Annotated in this window: 12 protein-coding genes; 6 read left to right on the top strand and 6 right to left on the bottom strand. The window is 69.9% G+C overall.

What is annotated here, in order from left to right; translation table 11 throughout:
• Entirely contained in the window at positions 1 to 1,497 is a 1,497-nt protein-coding gene (locus tag AC3A6J_RS12675) for a sensor domain-containing diguanylate cyclase (RefSeq protein ID WP_487860296.1), read from the top strand.
• Here the strand turns inward: AC3A6J_RS12675 and AC3A6J_RS12670 are convergent.
• Complete coding sequence (locus tag AC3A6J_RS12670) at positions 1,491 to 2,936, bottom strand: aminotransferase-like domain-containing protein (protein ID WP_487860295.1); 1,446 nt, start codon at positions 2,934 to 2,936, stop codon at positions 1,491 to 1,493. The two genes, AC3A6J_RS12675 and AC3A6J_RS12670, sit on opposite strands and share 7 nt — an antisense overlap.
• Positions 2,937 to 3,105: 169 nt before the next feature.
• On the opposite strand from AC3A6J_RS12670, the gene AC3A6J_RS12665 reads away from it, so the two are divergent.
• Both AC3A6J_RS12665 and AC3A6J_RS12660 read left to right on the top strand, forming a co-directional pair.
• Positions 3,106 to 4,260, top strand: coding sequence for a pyridoxal phosphate-dependent aminotransferase (locus AC3A6J_RS12665; protein WP_487860294.1), 1,155 nt, complete (start codon positions 3,106 to 3,108; stop codon positions 4,258 to 4,260).
• 82 nt (positions 4,261 to 4,342) lie between these two features.
• Positions 4,343 to 5,080 carry a response regulator transcription factor gene (locus AC3A6J_RS12660; protein ID WP_487860293.1) on the top strand — a complete coding sequence of 246 codons (738 nt, stop codon included), beginning with the start codon at positions 4,343 to 4,345 and terminating at the stop codon, positions 5,078 to 5,080.
• Positions 5,081 to 5,182: 102 nt separating this feature from the next.
• Here the strand turns inward: AC3A6J_RS12660 and oxlT are convergent, their stop codons facing one another.
• Positions 5,183 to 6,529 (bottom strand): oxalate/formate MFS antiporter, encoded by a 1,347-nt coding sequence (gene oxlT / locus AC3A6J_RS12655; RefSeq protein WP_487860292.1) that lies wholly within the window; start codon positions 6,527 to 6,529, stop codon positions 5,183 to 5,185.
• Positions 6,530 to 6,753: 224 nt separating this feature from the next.
• On the opposite strand from oxlT, the gene AC3A6J_RS12650 reads away from it, so the two are divergent.
• Complete coding sequence (locus AC3A6J_RS12650) at positions 6,754 to 8,592, top strand: sensor histidine kinase (RefSeq protein WP_487860291.1); 1,839 nt, start codon at positions 6,754 to 6,756, stop codon at positions 8,590 to 8,592.
• Here AC3A6J_RS12650 and map read toward each other — a convergent pair.
• Together map and AC3A6J_RS12640 are read right to left on the bottom strand one after the other, a co-directional pair.
• Positions 8,579 to 9,325 (bottom strand): type I methionyl aminopeptidase, encoded by a 747-nt coding sequence (gene map / locus AC3A6J_RS12645; RefSeq protein ID WP_487860290.1) that lies wholly within the window; start codon positions 9,323 to 9,325, stop codon positions 8,579 to 8,581. The two genes, AC3A6J_RS12650 and map, sit on opposite strands and share 14 nt — an antisense overlap.
• Before the next feature lie 54 nt (positions 9,326 to 9,379).
• Positions 9,380 to 10,273 (bottom strand): LysR substrate-binding domain-containing protein, encoded by an 894-nt coding sequence (locus AC3A6J_RS12640; RefSeq protein WP_487860289.1) that lies wholly within the window; start codon positions 10,271 to 10,273, stop codon positions 9,380 to 9,382.
• A 110-nt stretch (positions 10,274 to 10,383) separates the two neighbouring features.
• Here AC3A6J_RS12640 and AC3A6J_RS12635 point away from each other — a divergent pair, with 110 nt between their 5' ends.
• Both AC3A6J_RS12635 and AC3A6J_RS12630 read left to right on the top strand, forming a co-directional pair.
• A complete protein-coding gene (locus tag AC3A6J_RS12635; RefSeq protein WP_487860288.1) occupies positions 10,384 to 11,382 on the top strand; it encodes a Bug family tripartite tricarboxylate transporter substrate binding protein in 999 nt (332 codons plus the stop codon).
• Entirely contained in the window at positions 11,382 to 12,692 is a 1,311-nt protein-coding gene (locus AC3A6J_RS12630) for an FAD-dependent oxidoreductase (RefSeq protein WP_487860287.1), read from the top strand. Before AC3A6J_RS12635 ends, AC3A6J_RS12630 begins: the two co-directional genes overlap by 1 nt.
• Here the strand turns inward: AC3A6J_RS12630 and AC3A6J_RS12625 are convergent.
• A complete protein-coding gene (locus AC3A6J_RS12625; RefSeq protein WP_487860286.1) occupies positions 12,667 to 12,984 on the bottom strand; it encodes a DUF3325 domain-containing protein in 318 nt (105 codons plus the stop codon). The genes AC3A6J_RS12630 and AC3A6J_RS12625 overlap by 26 nt on opposite strands.
• Positions 12,981 to 14,606: a PepSY-associated TM helix domain-containing protein gene (locus AC3A6J_RS12620; RefSeq protein WP_487860285.1), complete on the bottom strand. Its 1,626-nt coding sequence runs from the start codon at positions 14,604 to 14,606 to the stop codon at positions 12,981 to 12,983. Before AC3A6J_RS12620 ends, AC3A6J_RS12625 begins: the two co-directional genes overlap by 4 nt.
• Between the last annotated feature and the right edge of the window lies 1 nt (position 14,607).

Genomic DNA, 14,607 nt, shown 5'->3' with positions numbered 1-14,607 from the left:
ATGCCATCTGCCAACGATTTTGAGTCCATGTTCGAGTTCGCGCCCATGTCGCTGTGGCTCGAGGACTACAGCGGCCTGCAGCGGCTGTTCGGGGCCTGGCGCGCCGAAGGCGTGATCGATGTCGCCGCACACCTGAAGGCCGACCCGCAGCGCGTGCGCGACTGCATGGCCCAGCTCAAGGTGGTGAGCGTCAACCGCAGCACGCTCTCGCTCTTCGGCGCGCGCGACCAGGCCGAGCTGCTGTCGCAGCTGCACAGCGTGTTCCGCGACGACATGGCGGCGCCGGTGATCCTCGAGCTCGAGCAGCTCTGGCGCGGCAACCTGTGCTTCGACAACCAGAGCTTCAACTACACGCTCGATGGCCGCCGGCTCGACGTGCATGTGCGCGTGCGCGTGCTGCCGGGCCACGAGGCATCGTGGGACCGCGTGCTGGTGTCGCTCGAGGACGTCACGGCTCGCGTGCAGGCCGAGCGGCTGCGCGACGAGAGCGAACGCTATGCGCGCGAACTGTTCGAGCGCTCGCCGGTGTCGCTCTGGGTCGAGGACTTCAGCGCCGTGAAGGCGCTGCTCGACGACATCCGCGCGCGCGGCATCACGGACTTCGGGACCTTCATCAAGGTGCACCCCGAGTTCGTGACGCGCTGCATGAAGGAGATCCGCGTGATCGACGTCAACCGCGAGACGCTGCGCATGTTCGCCGCCGCCGACAAGGAGACGCTGCTGCAGAACCTGTCGGACGTGTTTCGCGACGAGATGCACGACTCGTTCGCCGAGCAGCTGCAGGACCTGTGGAACGGCAAGATGCAGCAGCAGCGCGAGGTGGTCAACTACGCGCTGACCGGCGAGCTGGTCAACATCCACATGCAGTTCGCGGTGCTCGACGATCGTCTCGACAGCTGGGACCTGGTGCTGGTCTCGCTGATCGACATCACCGCACGCAAGAAGGCCGAGGCCTACCTCGAATACCTCGGCAAGCACGACGTGCTGACGCAGCTGCGCAACCGCGCGTTCTTCAGCGAGGAGCTGAACCGGCTTTCGCGCAAGGGGCCATGGCCCGTGTCGGTGCTGGTGATCGACATGAACGGCCTCAAGCCGGTGAACGACGAAGAAGGCCATGCCGCCGGCGACGCCCTGCTGCGTCGGGTGGGCGAGGTGCTCTCCAAGGCGGTCGAGGAGCCAGGCTGGCCCGCGCGCATCGGCGGCGACGAGTTCGCCGTGGTGCTGCCGAAGACCGACGAGCGCGGCGCGGAGGCGGTGCGCGAGCGCATCGTGTCGATGCTCGAACTCAACAACCAGTTCTATGCCGGGCACACGGGCCGGCTCCTGCACCTGGCGATCGGCATGGCCACCTGCGAGGCCGGCGAGCCGCTCGATGCCGCGCTGCAGCGCGCCGACCGCGCGATGTACGAAGACAAGACGCGCTACTACCGCGAGAACCCGGGCGAATCGCGGCGCCAGCAGATCGCGGACGCGGTGCCGGGCGACAGCCTCTACTGAGCGCTGCCTTCGGCGCGCAGCGCCTTTGCCGCCATCGCGCCGAGCGTGCGCAGGCCCTTCTCGATGCGCGCATCCCAACCATGGCCGCCGCTCAGCCGCAGGCAATGCGCGTACTTGCCGCTGGCCGAGAACACCACGCCCGGCGCAAAGCAGATTCCCTTGTCGAGCGCGTGCGCGAACAGGCGCTGCGTGTCCGCCGGGGCCGGCAGCTCGACCCATAGCACGAAGCCGCCTTGCGGCCTCGACACCTTGGTGCCCGGCGGAAAGGCCTGTTCGATCACCCGCGTCATGTGCACCAGGGTGTCGGCGAAGCCGCGCCGCATGCGGCGCAGGTGGCGGTCGTAGTCGCCGTTCGACAGGAAGTCGGCAAGCGCCACCTGCGTCAGCACCGGCGTGGCGAGACTGGTGGCGAACTTGGCCTCGAGCACCCGCGCCATGTGGCGGCCCGTCGAGATCCAGCCGATGCGGTAGCCGGGCGCGAGCGTCTTCGAGAAAGAGCCGCAGTGGATGACGTTGTCGTGCGTATCGAGCGCGCTGAACGGCTTGGGCCGCTCCTCGCCGAAATGCAGGTCGCCGTAGACGTCGTCCTCGATCAGCGGCACGCGGTGCGCCGCCAGCAGGCGCAGCACGGCGCGCTTGTTCTTCTCGGGCATGGTGCAGCCGAGCGGATTGCTGAAGCTCGACGCCAGCACGCAGGCGCGCACCCTGCCCGAGGCCACGGCATTGCCAAGCGCCTCGACGTCGACGCCGGTGACCGCATCGGTCGGCAGCTCTACCACCTTGAGCTTCTTGGCGCGCAGCACCTGCAACAGCCCGAAGTAGGTCGGCGACTCGATGGCGACGGTGTCGCCCGGCGCCGTGACTGCGTCGAGCGCGAGCGCCAGCGCCTCGGTGCAGCCGCAGGTGATGGCGATGTCGTCGGGCGCGAGCGCCTGGCCGAAGCGCAGCGCGCGACGGGCGATCTCCTGGCGCAGCGAGAGCTCGCCGCGCGGCGGCGAGTAGGTGTTGCAGCGGCCGCCCTTCACGCGGGCCGTGCGCGCCAGGACGAGGTCGAGCCTGGACGAGGCCAGCAGGCGCTGGTTGGGGATGGCGCAGCCGAGCGGCACCAGCGCCTCGTCCGAGGCGTGCTCGAGCAGGTGCAGCATCAGGCCGGACAGTTCGACGTTGGCGGCGCGCACCGAATGCCGCGTGGTCGTCGGCACGGGGAGCGCAGGCGGCGGCTTGGCCACGTAGTAGCCCGACTGCGGCCGCACCTCGAGGATGCCGCGGTCCTCGAGCAGGCGGTAGGCCTGCACCGCGGTGCTGAGGCTGGTGCGCTGCTGCGTGCTGATCTCGCGCAGCGACGGCGCCCGCATGCCCGGCTGCAGCGCGCCGCGCCCGGCCAGCCCGGCGACGAAATCTGCAATTTCTTCATAGCGGAACCGGGGCGACTGGGACACGGGGACTGCTCCTTGCCTTGTGGCGAGCGCAGCTGCGCCGCCGGACCCAACTGTACTGCATCGAATTCAGGAAAATTGTGGCTGTTATCGCGAGCCCCGAATCTGCATCATCGATGCTGGCTTCATCCCGACAACACATCGACGCATCGCGCGGCAACAACAACAGCACATGGCACGTTTTCCGGACAACGAGATCATTTCCCTGGTGAGCAAGGCACCGCGCTTCGACCTTGCCGAGAGCGTGGGGCCGAGCGTGCGGCTGGCCGAACTGTTCGAGACGGCGTTCGGCGATGACGGCCTCGCGCTCGACTACGGCACCGCCGCGGGCAGCCCCGCGCTGCGCGGCGAGATCGCGGCAGACAACGGCGTCGATGCCGATGACGTGGTGGTCACGGTCGGTGGCATGCATGCCCTCTTCCTCATTGCCTTCACGCTGTGCCAGGCCGGCGACGAGGCGATCGTGGCCGAGCCGGTGTTTCCGCTCGCGCGCAATGCACTGACGGCGGTCGGCGCCGTCCCGCGCGCGCTGCCGCTCAGCTTCGACGACGGCTACCAGGTCGACCTGGAGGCGCTGCGCGCGCTGCTGTCGCCGAAGACCAAACTCGTGAGCCTGGCCTCGCCGCAGAACCCCTCGGGCGTCGCGATCCCGGCACGCACGCTGCGCGCCGTCGCGGCGATGCTCACCGCGCATGCGCCCGAAGCCTGGCTCGTGATCGACGAGACCTACCGCGAGGCCGCCTACGGCAACGACGACGTGGCACCCGGCGCAGCTTGCCTGGGGCCGAAGGTCATTTCGGTGTCGTCGCTGTCCAAGGCGCATGGCGCGGCGGGCCTGCGCATCGGCTGGGCCATCACGCGCGATGCGTCGCTGCGCCAGGCACTGGTGACGGCAAAGTTCAGCACCGTGATCTCGTGCTCGCCGGTCGACGAGGCGCTCGCGCTCGCGGTGTTGCGCCAGCGCGGCCGAATCATCGGCGAGCGGCGCGCGCTGCTCGCGCAGAACCTGCAGGTGGTCGCCAACTGGGTCGGGCGCCATGCCGCGCAGATCGAATGGGTTCGCCCCGACGCCGGCGCGCTGTGCTGCGTGCGGCTGAAGCGCGAGGTGTTCGATGCGGCGGCCGTTGCGCGCTTCTATGCCACGCTCGCCCGGTACAGCACGCGCGTGGCACCCGGGCCCTGGTTCGGCGACGAGCCGCTGGTGTTCCGCCTGGGCTTCGGCTTGCCCACGGTCACCGAACTGGCGATAGCGCTCGAGTGCGTATCGGTCGCGCTGACCGAGGCCGCTTTGCCGTCTACAGGCGTGGGCGCCGACCAGCCGGGCTGAGCGCGCGCGGGTCGAACGCGCTGTCTTTTTTGCGCGCGCAGGCACGCCGGCTGCGCACGCATCGGGGCACAATGGCCTCGCCATGAGCACCACCGCCGAACTCTCGCCTCCCGCCCCGCGCGCTGCGCCGCGCATCCGCGTGCTGATCGCCGACGACCAGGCGCTGATACGCCGCGGCATGGCGATGCTGCTCGACGCCGACCCCGACATCGAGGTCGTCGGCCAGGCCGCCGACGGCATCGAGGCCGTGGACCTCGCACGCCGCCTGCTGCCCGACGTGGTGCTCATGGACCTGCACATGCCGCGCAAGGGCGGCGTGCTCGCCACGCGCGAGATCTCAGCCGCGCTGCCGCACACGCGCGTGATGGTGCTGACCACCTTCGACCGCGACGACCTGGTCTTCGATGCGGTGCGCGCCGGCGCGCAGGCCTACCTGCTCAAGGACGCTTCGGAGGAAGAGGTGTTGGACACGGTGCGGGCCGTTCACCGCGGCGAGTCGCGGCTCACGCCGCAGATCGCGCGCAAGGTGATGGACCAGTTTCGGCTCCTGGCCGACCGTGTGGCCCAGGAGCCGGCGCCCGCGCCTGCGCCTGAACTGCCGGCGGCGGGCCAGCCCTTGTCGCCGGCCGATGCGACCAAGCCGCTGACCGAGCGCGAGGTCGCGGTGCTCGAATTGATCGCCAAGGGCTACGGCAACCGCCAGATCGCCACCGCGCTGAACCTGGCCGAGGGAACAGCCAAGAACCACGTCAGCCGGATCATGCAGAAGCTGCACGCGAACACCCGCACCGAACTCGCGGTACTGGTCTTGAAGAAGTAACCCCCGAAGCGCCTTCCCAAAAGGGAACGCACCCGCAGACCCGGCATCGCCGGTTCCACGGGTGCGCTGGCCCGCCCGATCAGGCGGGCGAGGTTGCGTCTGTCAGGCCGTGCGCCCGGCGGGCGAGAGCCCCGGCATCGCCAGGTCGGGTGCGGCCGGCGGCGGGGCGGCTGCCGCATTGCCCGCGGTGTGCTTCGCGAGCATCGGGCGCAGCGCGACGATCGCGAGGAACGCGGCGAACAGGTCGAGCGCGGCCACCGTGTAGAGCACCGACGACCAGGTGCCCGTGGCTTCCATCATGAGGTTGCCCAGCGGCACAAACAGCGCGCCGACGCCCTTGGCGCAGTACAGCACGCCGTAGATCTTGCCGATGTGCTTGGTGCCGAACGCGTCGCCGGCGAGCGCCGAGAACAGCGAATACACCTCGCCCCAGGCCAGGAACACCACGCCCGACAGGATCAGGAAGGCCCACGGGTTGTGGCCGAAGTAGCCGAGCGCGATGATGCCGAAGCCTTCGAGCGTGAAGGCGATCACCATGGTCTTCTCGCGGCCGATGTGGTCGGAGATCCAGCCGAACAGCGGGCGCGAGATGCCGTTCATGATGCGGTCGAGCATCAGCGCGAGCGGCAGCGCGGCCATGGTGACGAAGTACAGGTCGACCTTGAAGTCCTTCACGCCCAGGTCTTGTGCGATCACGCCGAGCTGCGCCACCGCCATCATGCCGCCCGTGACGACGCACGAGAACATCAGGATCATCAGCCAGAACAGCGGCGTGCGAAGCGCCTCGCCCAGCGTGTAGTCGCGCCGGCTCTGTGCGAGCTTGGACGATGCGCGCACCTCATTGCCCTTGGGCTGACGCAGGAACCACGCGGCCAGGAAGGCCAGCGTGCCCTGCAGCACGCCGAAGAACAGGAAGGCTTCCTGGAAGCCGGAGGATTCGATCATCGCAGCGATCGGCAGGATGGTGGCGGCCGAGCCGGCACCGTAGCCGCCCGCGGTGAGGCCCACCGCGAGACCGCGGCGATCGGGGAACCACTTGAGCGCGTTGTTGATGCAGGTCGCGTAGATCGAGCCCACGCCGATGCCGCCAACGGCCGCGCCGATGTAGAAGCCCAGCAGCGTCGTCGCCTGCGAGTTGATGATCCAGGCCGCGCCGATGAACAGCGCGCCGAAGGCCACGATCAGTCGGGGCCCGAACTTGTCGATGAAATACCCTTCGATCGGCGCGAGCCAGGTCTGCACCAGCACGAAGATGGTGAACGCGATCTGGATCGAGGCGCGCTCCCAGCCGAACTTGCCCTGGATCTCGGGCACGAACAGGGTCCAGGCGTACTGGATGTTGGCGGTGGCGATCATGCAGACGATGCCGACCACCAGCTGGAACCAGCGGTTGTCGAACAGCCGCGGCGGTGCGCCGGACACGGTCTGGGTCGGGGAAGAAGGGTTCATTCGCTTTGTCTCCATTCGATGTCATGCCGATCGCGTTGCGGCACGTTCGGGGGTTGGTTTCATCGCGCTGAGGCACGGATCGCGATGGGATGCAACTGTTGCCGCAATCGGCCGCCGCCGCGCCTGCCGGAAGTCACGCGGCGAGTCGAGACAAACCCCGAGGTCTCAGGGGAACTACCCGTGCCGAAAGTCATGGCCGCTGTTTGCGAGAATGCGCGGGCCCCATGAACCTCGCGCGCCGCATCGACCCCCGACGATCCATGGCCGCCGCCATCGGCTGGCTGCTGATTGCGCTCACCCTGTGCCTGGCACTGGCGGCGAACCTGTGGCTGCGCAGCTTCGTGCGCGCGACGCTGCTCGAGCAGCACAGCCAGCGCCTCGAGGCCGCGGCCGAGCACGTCAACGCCGAACTCGACACCGCGCTGCTGCTGCGGCTGCAGGCGGTGAGCGTGGTGGCGGCCATGCTGTCCGAAGACGTGCAGCAAAGCGAGGGCGAGCGCCTGAAGCGTTCGCTGGCGGCGGTGCGCCAGGGCGTGCCCGACCTGATCTGGCTCGCGGTGACCGACGCCGACGGCTTCATCGTGGCCGCGACCGACCCGCAGGTGGTCGGCCAGAACGTCAACCAGCATGCGTGGCTTTCGCAGGGCCTCGACGCGGCATGGATCGAGGAAGGCCGCTCGCCGGCCGAACGCTTCCTGAAGCTCACCGCGCCGGTCAGCAATGCCGACGGCGCGATCATCGGCGTGGTCGCTGCGAACCTCAGCTGGCGCTGGGTACAGAAGATGGTGTCGGAGATCCGCGCCTCACCGGGCGAATGGCTGCTGATCGACCGCGACGGCATCGTGCGCCATGGGCCGCCCGCGCTGCTGGGCCAGCGCTGGGAGGACGTGGGCGATCCGGTCACGCCCTTCGACCCGGCGGTGGCCGGGCTCGGCAACGACGGCGCCGACCTGCCCACGCGCATCCGCACGCGGCGCCTGCTCGACAACCGCCCCTACCTGATCGCAAGCCCGCCGAGCGCGCGCGACGGCACCTTGCGCCGGCTCGGCTGGCAGGGTGTGGTGATCCAGCCGGTCGAATCGGTCGCGGCCTTCGCGACCGCCATCGAGTGGCGCATCTCGATCGTGCTGAGCCTGCTGGGCCTCGGCGCCGCTGTCACCGGCATCATCGTGGCGCGCCGGCTCACGCGCCGCGTGAGCCTGATCGCGCATTCGGCCGACGCGGTGCTGGCCGGCAGCGCAACGTGCATCGAGGTGCCGCATGGCGTGGACGAGGCCGCGCGGCTGGGCAGCGCGCTCGACCGCCTGCTCGACACGCTGCAGCGCGAGCGCGACGAGCTGCGCCGCCTCAATGCCGAACTGGACGAGCGCGTGCAGCAGCGCACCGGGCAGATCAACCGGCTCGCGCAGGAGTCGCGCGATGCCGCGGTGGTGCGCGAGCGCCTGCGCCTCGCGCGCGGCCTGCACGACACGCTGGCGCATTCGATGATGGCCATGCTCACCGAGATCCGCGTCCTCAAGCGGCTCGCATCGAGCCGGCCCGATGCGCTGCCCGACGAGCTGGTGCGCGCCGAGCGCGCCGCGCGCGACGGGCTCGACGAGGCACGCCGCGCGATCGAGCAGCTGCGCAGCAACCCGGTGCGCGACATCGGGCTTGGCGCGGCGCTCGCCGAACTGGCCAAGAACCTCAGCGAGCGCTCGGGCCTCGAGCTCGACTGCCAGATCGAGCCGGCGCTGGCCGCGCTCGCCGCCGAGCCCGCCGAGACCGTGTTCCACATGTGCGAGGAGGTGCTGCGCAACGTCGAGCGCCATGCGGGCGCGCGGCGCCTGCTGATCCGGCTGCGGCGCGCGGGCGAGGAACAAGTCGAACTGGAGATCGGCGACGACGGCGTCGGCTTCGAGCCGAGCGCCGGTGCGCCGGGGCACTACGGCCTGGTGGGCCTGCGGGAGCAGGCCGATGCCATCGACGCCAGCCTGCGCATCGAGAGCCGCCGCGGCGAAGGCACCTGGGTCTCGCTGCGATGGGTGCAGCAGCGGACCGCCAGTGGAGTCAGTGCAGCGTGACGACGATCGGTGCGGCCTGCGTGATGATCATCGTGTGCTCGTACTGCGCCGAGAGGTTGCCGCGGGCACCCGCGAGCGTCCAGCCGTCGCCCGTCTCCGAGACGATGCGGCTCTTGGTCGACAGGAAGGGCTCGATGGTGATGACCATGCCTTCTTCGAGCAGGCGCCGGTCCGACGGGTCGAAGTAGCCGGCGATGTGTTCCGGCTCCTCGTGCAGGGCGTGGCCGACGCCGTGGCTGCCGAGGTTCTCGATGACCTTGAAGCCGTAGGCCTTGGCGGTGCGCTCGATGGCCGCGCCGATGCCGTTGATCGGCATGCCGGCCTTGGCGCTCTTCATGGCCTCGGCCAGAGCGGTGCGCGTGGCATGGCACAGGCGCGTCTTCTGCGGCGTGCTCGGCGGCACCACGCGCGTGCCGCCGGTGTCGGCGAAGTAGCCGCCGAGCTCCGCCGACACGTCGATGTTCAGCACGTCACCGGCGCGGATCACGCGGTCGCCCGGAATGCCGTGAGCAGCTTCCTCGTTGATGCTGATGCAGGTCGCGCCCGGGAAGTTGTAGGTCAGCCGCGGCGCGGAGCGCGCGCCGTGTTCGTCGAGCAGGCGCTCGCCGAGCCGGTCGAGCTCACGCGTGGTCATGCCGGGTTCTGCGGCATCGAGCATCTGCCGGAGCACCAGGGAGACGATCCGGCCGATGCGCTTGAGGGCGATGACGTCGTCCTGCGTTTCGATGGTCATGGGGAAGAAATCCTTGTGAAAGACCCAGCAATGGTAGACCGCTGCGCAGTCGCCTCAGTCGCGGCCGGCGTTCTTCAACGACGCCGCCGCGAGCGCGACCATCCTGTCGCCGAGCGTCGACCCTGCGAAACCCGCGTGCGTGAGCGCGAAGATGCCGAGCGTCGGACTGCCGACGATCGGGCGAAAGTCCAGTTCCTGGCTCCGGAAAGCGTGCGCCGTCAGGTCGTCGACGATCGCGACGCCCGCGCCGCTCGCAGCCAGCGCGCAGGCGATCTGGCCCGAGCGAACCTCCACCGACGACGCCGGCTTCACCTTCCGGCTGCTGCACCAGTCGTCGATGATGCGGCCCTGCGGCGTGTCGCGGCTGAACGAGATCAGGCGCTCCGCAAGCACGTCGCGCGGGTGCAGCAGGCGTTTCGCCGACAGTGCATGGCCCTTCGGAAACACGCAGACCAGGCGCCACTTCCCGATGGCCTTCGAGGCCAGCAGGGCGTTGTCGGTCGGGATCGTCGAGATCGCGAGGTCGGCTTCGCGGTGGGTCAGGCGCGCCAGCATCTCCCGCGTGGGCAACGTCTCGATGAAGATCCTCGCCGCCGGATACTCGCCCGCCAGCTTGGCCACGGCGCGCGGCATCGCGACGAGCGCCGTGCTGGGGCTGCAGAGCACGCGCAGCGAGAGCCTCGCGCCTGCCTTGAGCTCTTCGGCGAGCTCGCTCACCCGGCGGATGCCGCCATACACCTCGGCGACCTCGGCATGCAGCACCTGCGCCTCGGGCGTGGGCAGCAGCCGGCCCTTGCGCCGCTCGAACAACCTCAAGCCCGACTGCAGTTCGATGTGCGCGAGCATGCGGCTGATGCCGGGCTGCGACACATGGAGCAGCCGCGCCGCATCGGTGACCGATCCCGCGAGCATCACTGCGCGGAACACCTCGATTTGCCTCAGGTTCATGGGAGCCTCCACATACCCTCATGTTATGGGAGCGGCCGATCTTGGTATTGGCTGGCTTGGGCGGCGCTTTCTAAGATGCCCGAATCACACCAATGAAGGAGACACCACGGATGAACACATCGCTTTTCCGCCCGAACCGACGCACCGCCCTGTCGGCCATTGCGCTTGCCGCGGCCCTCGCGCACGCAGGACCGGGCTGGGCCGCAGAGGCCTGGCCGAGCAAGACGGTGCGCATCATCGTGCCGTTCGCACCGGGCGGCGGCGCCGACAGCTCGGCGCGCATCCTGGCCGAACTGCTGGCCCCGAAGCTGGGCCAGAGCGTGATCGTCGAGAACAAGCCCGGCGCCGGAAGCGCCATCGGGGTGATGGCGGCCGCACAAAGCAAGGACGGGCACACACTGCTGATGGGCAGCAACAGCATGGTGATCAACCCGGTGCTCAACCCGTCGATCAGCTACGACGTGGCGCGAGACTTCGATGCGGTGGGCATGGTGTCGGCGCAGCCGCTGGTGCTGGTTGTGCCGGCAACGTCGGCGATCACCAGCTATGCCGAGCTCGTGGCCCAGGCCAAGGCCAGCCCCGGTGCGCTCACCGCGGGCAACAGCGGCAACGGCACGCTGGCGCATCTCACGGCGGAGCTGTTCGCGCTCGAGACCCAGACCGCGGTCACCAGCGTGCCCTACAAGGGCGAGAGCGCGCTGCTGCCCGACCTGATCGGCGGGCTGGTGTCGTGCGGGTTCCTGAACCTGCCGAGCGTCATCGCCCACATCAAGTCGGGCCGGCTGCGCGCGCTGGCTGTGTCTGCGCCGGCGCCGGTGGCCGAGTTGCCCGGCGTGCCGACCTTGCGCTCGCTGGGCCGGCCCAGCCTCGAGGTGCAAGGCTGGGCGGCCATCGTCGCGCCGAAGGGCAGCATCCCGCCAGACGGCCTCGCGCGGCTCGAGGGCCTGCTCGCGCAGGCGCTCGACAGCGACACCGTGAAGACACGCTTTGCGGCCAGCGGCCTGGAGCCCGTCGTGCGCACGCGGGATGCCACGGCGCAGCTGCTGAAGGAAGAAGCGGCGCGCTGGCGGCAGGTGATCCAGGCGCGCGGCATCAAGGTGGACCGGTGATGGACCGCGCCGCCCTCGGCTTTCGCGTCGCCGCCACGATCGATGCGCAGGTGATCGTCTGCGGCGGTGGCGTGGCGGGTGCCATGGCCGCGGTCGCGGCGGCACGCGCGGGTGCGTCGGTCGTGCTGGTCGAGCGCTACGGCTTCCTCGGCGGCAATGCCACGGCCGGCGCCGTCGCGCAGTTCAACAGCTGGCAGACCGCCAACGGACGCCGCGTGGTCGCAGGGCTGGCCGATGAAGTGGTCGAACGCCTGACGCGCTACGGGGGTGCCGGCGCGCATGCGACCTTCACGATGTCGACGGGCCACCGCATGGACCGCGTCGAGTACGCGCCCGAAGTGCTCAAGCTGGTGCTCGACGACATGGTGCGCGAGGCCGGCGTACGCCCGTTGCTGCACGCGAGCGTGCTCGACGTCGTGGTCACGGGGCGCCGCGTCGATGGCCTGCTGGTGCTCACGAAAAGCGGCGTCGTCGCGCTGCAAGGCCAGGTGCTCGTCGATGCGTCGGGCGACATCGACGCGATGAAGCGTGCGGGCGCCGCCTTCCAGGAACTCGAGGCCGGCGAGGCGCTGCAGCCGGCCACGATGATGTTCCGCTTCGGGCCGATCGACTTCGCGCGTTTCGACGCGCTCTCTCGCGAAGAGGTGGCCGCCCTGGCCGCGCGCGGCTACGAAGACGGGCAGCTCGCGCGCGCTGCGCTGCATTCGAGCCGCGATCCGTTCAGCGACGATGCCTGGTTCAACATCAGCCGCCTCGGGATCGACGCGACGGACGCGATGGCACTGGGCGCCGCGGAGATCGAGGGCCGCAGGCAGGCCTGGAAGGCGGCGCAGTACCTTCGGCAATGCGTGCCGGGCTGCGAGCACGGCCAGTTGCGCGCATTCGGCACCCAGGTCGGCGTCCGCGAGACCCGGCGCATCGTCGGCGACCACATCCTGACGAGCGAGGAACTCCTGCTGCCCGAACAGTTTCCCGATGCCATTGCGGCCGGCGCCTACCCGATCGACATCCACCCGGCCACGGGCGGCGCACTGCAGTACGAAGGCCTCGGCGACGACCACGCCTACCAGATCCCCTACCGCAGCCTGATCCCGGTCGCTTTCGACAACACGCTGGTGGTGGGACGCGGCATCTCGGCCACGCACAGCGCACACGCGGCGATTCGCGTCATGACCATCTCGATGGCCGTGGGCCACGCCGCCGGGCTGGCCGCGGCGATGGCGGCGTCGGCGCACGGCGCCGAGGTCCGCGGCGTGCCGATGCGGGAACTGCGTGAGAAGTTGCTCAGCGAGGGGGCGAAGCTGGCCTGACCTGCGCGCGGCCCGGCAGGCAGGACAGCAACACCGTCACGCCCAACGCGCCCGCGCTCAGCAGACACAGCCACACGACGATGCCCACGCTGGCGCCCCAGGCAAGCAGGCAAGGCACCAGCGCGGCAGCGATCAGCAGGCTGCCGAGCGCGCGCAGCAGCGCCCGCAGCAGGCGAGGCGTGTCGCGCCGACGCGTGAGTTGCTCGAAATGGCGGTCCATCGAAAAGCTCAGCGCAACCATGCCGGCAAAGGCCAGCGCAAGCGCCAGCAGCGACGCATTAAAGGTGCTCATGGCACCGCCTTCGCGGTGTCTTGCGCGCGGCGCCCGCGCATAAAACGCAAGGCGCCCACGGCGGCCAGGCCGAAGGCCAGCGACACCGCCTCGACCCCCGCGCTTTCCCAGTCGCCGCGCAGCCATTGCGCGGGCAGGTGGTCGCCGGTGGTCGCGAAGTTCAACAGCGGCAGCAGCAGGCACAACCCCGCCAGCAGCGCGAGCTGCTCGCGCCAGGCAGCGCTCGGCCGGCGCAGCAGCGCATGGAACAGTGCGAGCAGCCAGAGCCCGAAGAAGACGCCTAATTCCCATTCGGCGCGGTGCGCCAGGTCCAGCGGCAGCATCCGGTTGCCCCAGAGGTAGCCTGCGCAGGCGATGCCCAGCCCCGCGGTCGCGGTCACGTTCAGCCCTTCGATCCACCGATGGACGCGCGCGCTGGCGCTGCCGAACTCGCCGCCGTGCCGGCCCCGGCGCTTGACCATGAACAGGATCGCGCCCGTGGCCATCATCGCGGCGCCGGCCAGTCCGCAAACGAAGTAGAGCCACTTCACGGCCCAGCCGCCGAAGGTCGCCTTGTGCAGGCCGCCCATTGCGGATTGCGCGCGCGCCGCGGCGCCGCCGTCGGCCATGCCGGGCAGGCGCACCTGCAGCGTCTCGCCCGTGGCGGCCGAGAACATGGCCATGCCGGTGGTGGCGCTCAGCCGGTGCAGCGTGTCGGCGTCGCCGTTCCAGCCGTAGACGCCGATGCGCGCCGCGGCATCGCCGGGGTGGTCGATCACGATCGCGCGCACCGGCTGGCCCATGAGCGCCTGGCCGCGCGCGGCGAAGGCTTCGAGATCCGGCACGGGCATTGCGTTACCGCTCGGCGCCGGCCGGCCGCCGCCGTTCATTTCGGCGACGAACTGCCGCTCTGCGACCGGGTCGCTGCCGTAGTGCATGAGCTTGCCCGCGGGCAGGAAGGTCATGCCCGAAATGACGATGCCGGTATAGGCGATCATGAACTGGAAGGGCAGCGTGAGCACCGCGGCGGTGTTGTGCGCATCGAGCCAGCTGCGCTGGCCCTTCTTCGGCCGGAAGGTGAAGAAGTCCTTGAAGATGCGCCTGTGCGTGACAACGCCCGAGACCAGCGCCACCAGCATGGCCAGCGTCGCGATGGCCACGGTCCACAGGCCGATGCGGCCCGCATGCAGTTCGTAGTGCAGGTCGATGAAATGCTGGCCGCCGAAGGTGTCGCGCGCCGGCGTGTGCGTCTGCGCGGCCAGCGGCGCGCCGGTGCGCGGGTTCAGCTTGGCGGCCACGTACTGCTGCCTGGCATCGAACCAGTACACGGTGAGCCCACCGCCGCCCTGCGCATCCGAAGGCCAGATCTCCCACATCGGCGCCGACGGGTGGTGCTCGGCCATGTAGGCCGCGCCCCAGGCAAGGCGCTGCGCGCGGCCGGTCTCCGTGCCGTTCGGCGTGTCCGCCGCCTTCTCTTCCTCGGCATGGTGCTCGGGCGTCATCCAGTGCGAGATCGGCTCGGCGAACACCGCCAGCGTGCCGGTGAGGAACACCGCGAACAGCAGCCACGAGAACCACAGCCCGCACCAGGTGTGCAGCCAGGCCTGCGCCTGACGGAAGCCGCCTTCGCCAGCACTGCTCATC

Source organism: Variovorax sp. Soil_C_39, from assembly GCF_057656815.1.
The sequence above is the reverse complement of the archived record's forward strand: the minus strand, read 5'-3'. Positions and strand labels throughout refer to the sequence as shown.

Coding starts and splice junctions, on each gene's coding strand:
- AC3A6J_RS12675 (WP_487860296.1), top strand. CDS start 1: ATGCCATCTGCCAACGATTTTGAGTCCATGTTCGAGTTCGCGCCCATG.
- AC3A6J_RS12665 (WP_487860294.1), top strand. CDS start 3,106: ATGGCACGTTTTCCGGACAACGAGATCATTTCCCTGGTGAGCAAGGCA.
- AC3A6J_RS12660 (WP_487860293.1), top strand. CDS start 4,343: ATGAGCACCACCGCCGAACTCTCGCCTCCCGCCCCGCGCGCTGCGCCG.
- oxlT (WP_487860292.1), bottom strand. CDS start 6,529: ATGAACCCTTCTTCCCCGACCCAGACCGTGTCCGGCGCACCGCCGCGG.
- AC3A6J_RS12650 (WP_487860291.1), top strand. CDS start 6,754: ATGAACCTCGCGCGCCGCATCGACCCCCGACGATCCATGGCCGCCGCC.
- map (WP_487860290.1), bottom strand. CDS start 9,325: ATGACCATCGAAACGCAGGACGACGTCATCGCCCTCAAGCGCATCGGC.
- AC3A6J_RS12640 (WP_487860289.1), bottom strand. CDS start 10,273: ATGAACCTGAGGCAAATCGAGGTGTTCCGCGCAGTGATGCTCGCGGGA.
- AC3A6J_RS12635 (WP_487860288.1), top strand. CDS start 10,384: ATGAACACATCGCTTTTCCGCCCGAACCGACGCACCGCCCTGTCGGCC.
- AC3A6J_RS12630 (WP_487860287.1), top strand. CDS start 11,382: ATGGACCGCGCCGCCCTCGGCTTTCGCGTCGCCGCCACGATCGATGCG.
- AC3A6J_RS12625 (WP_487860286.1), bottom strand. CDS start 12,984: ATGAGCACCTTTAATGCGTCGCTGCTGGCGCTTGCGCTGGCCTTTGCC.
- AC3A6J_RS12620 (WP_487860285.1), bottom strand. CDS start 14,606: ATGAGCAGTGCTGGCGAAGGCGGCTTCCGTCAGGCGCAGGCCTGGCTG.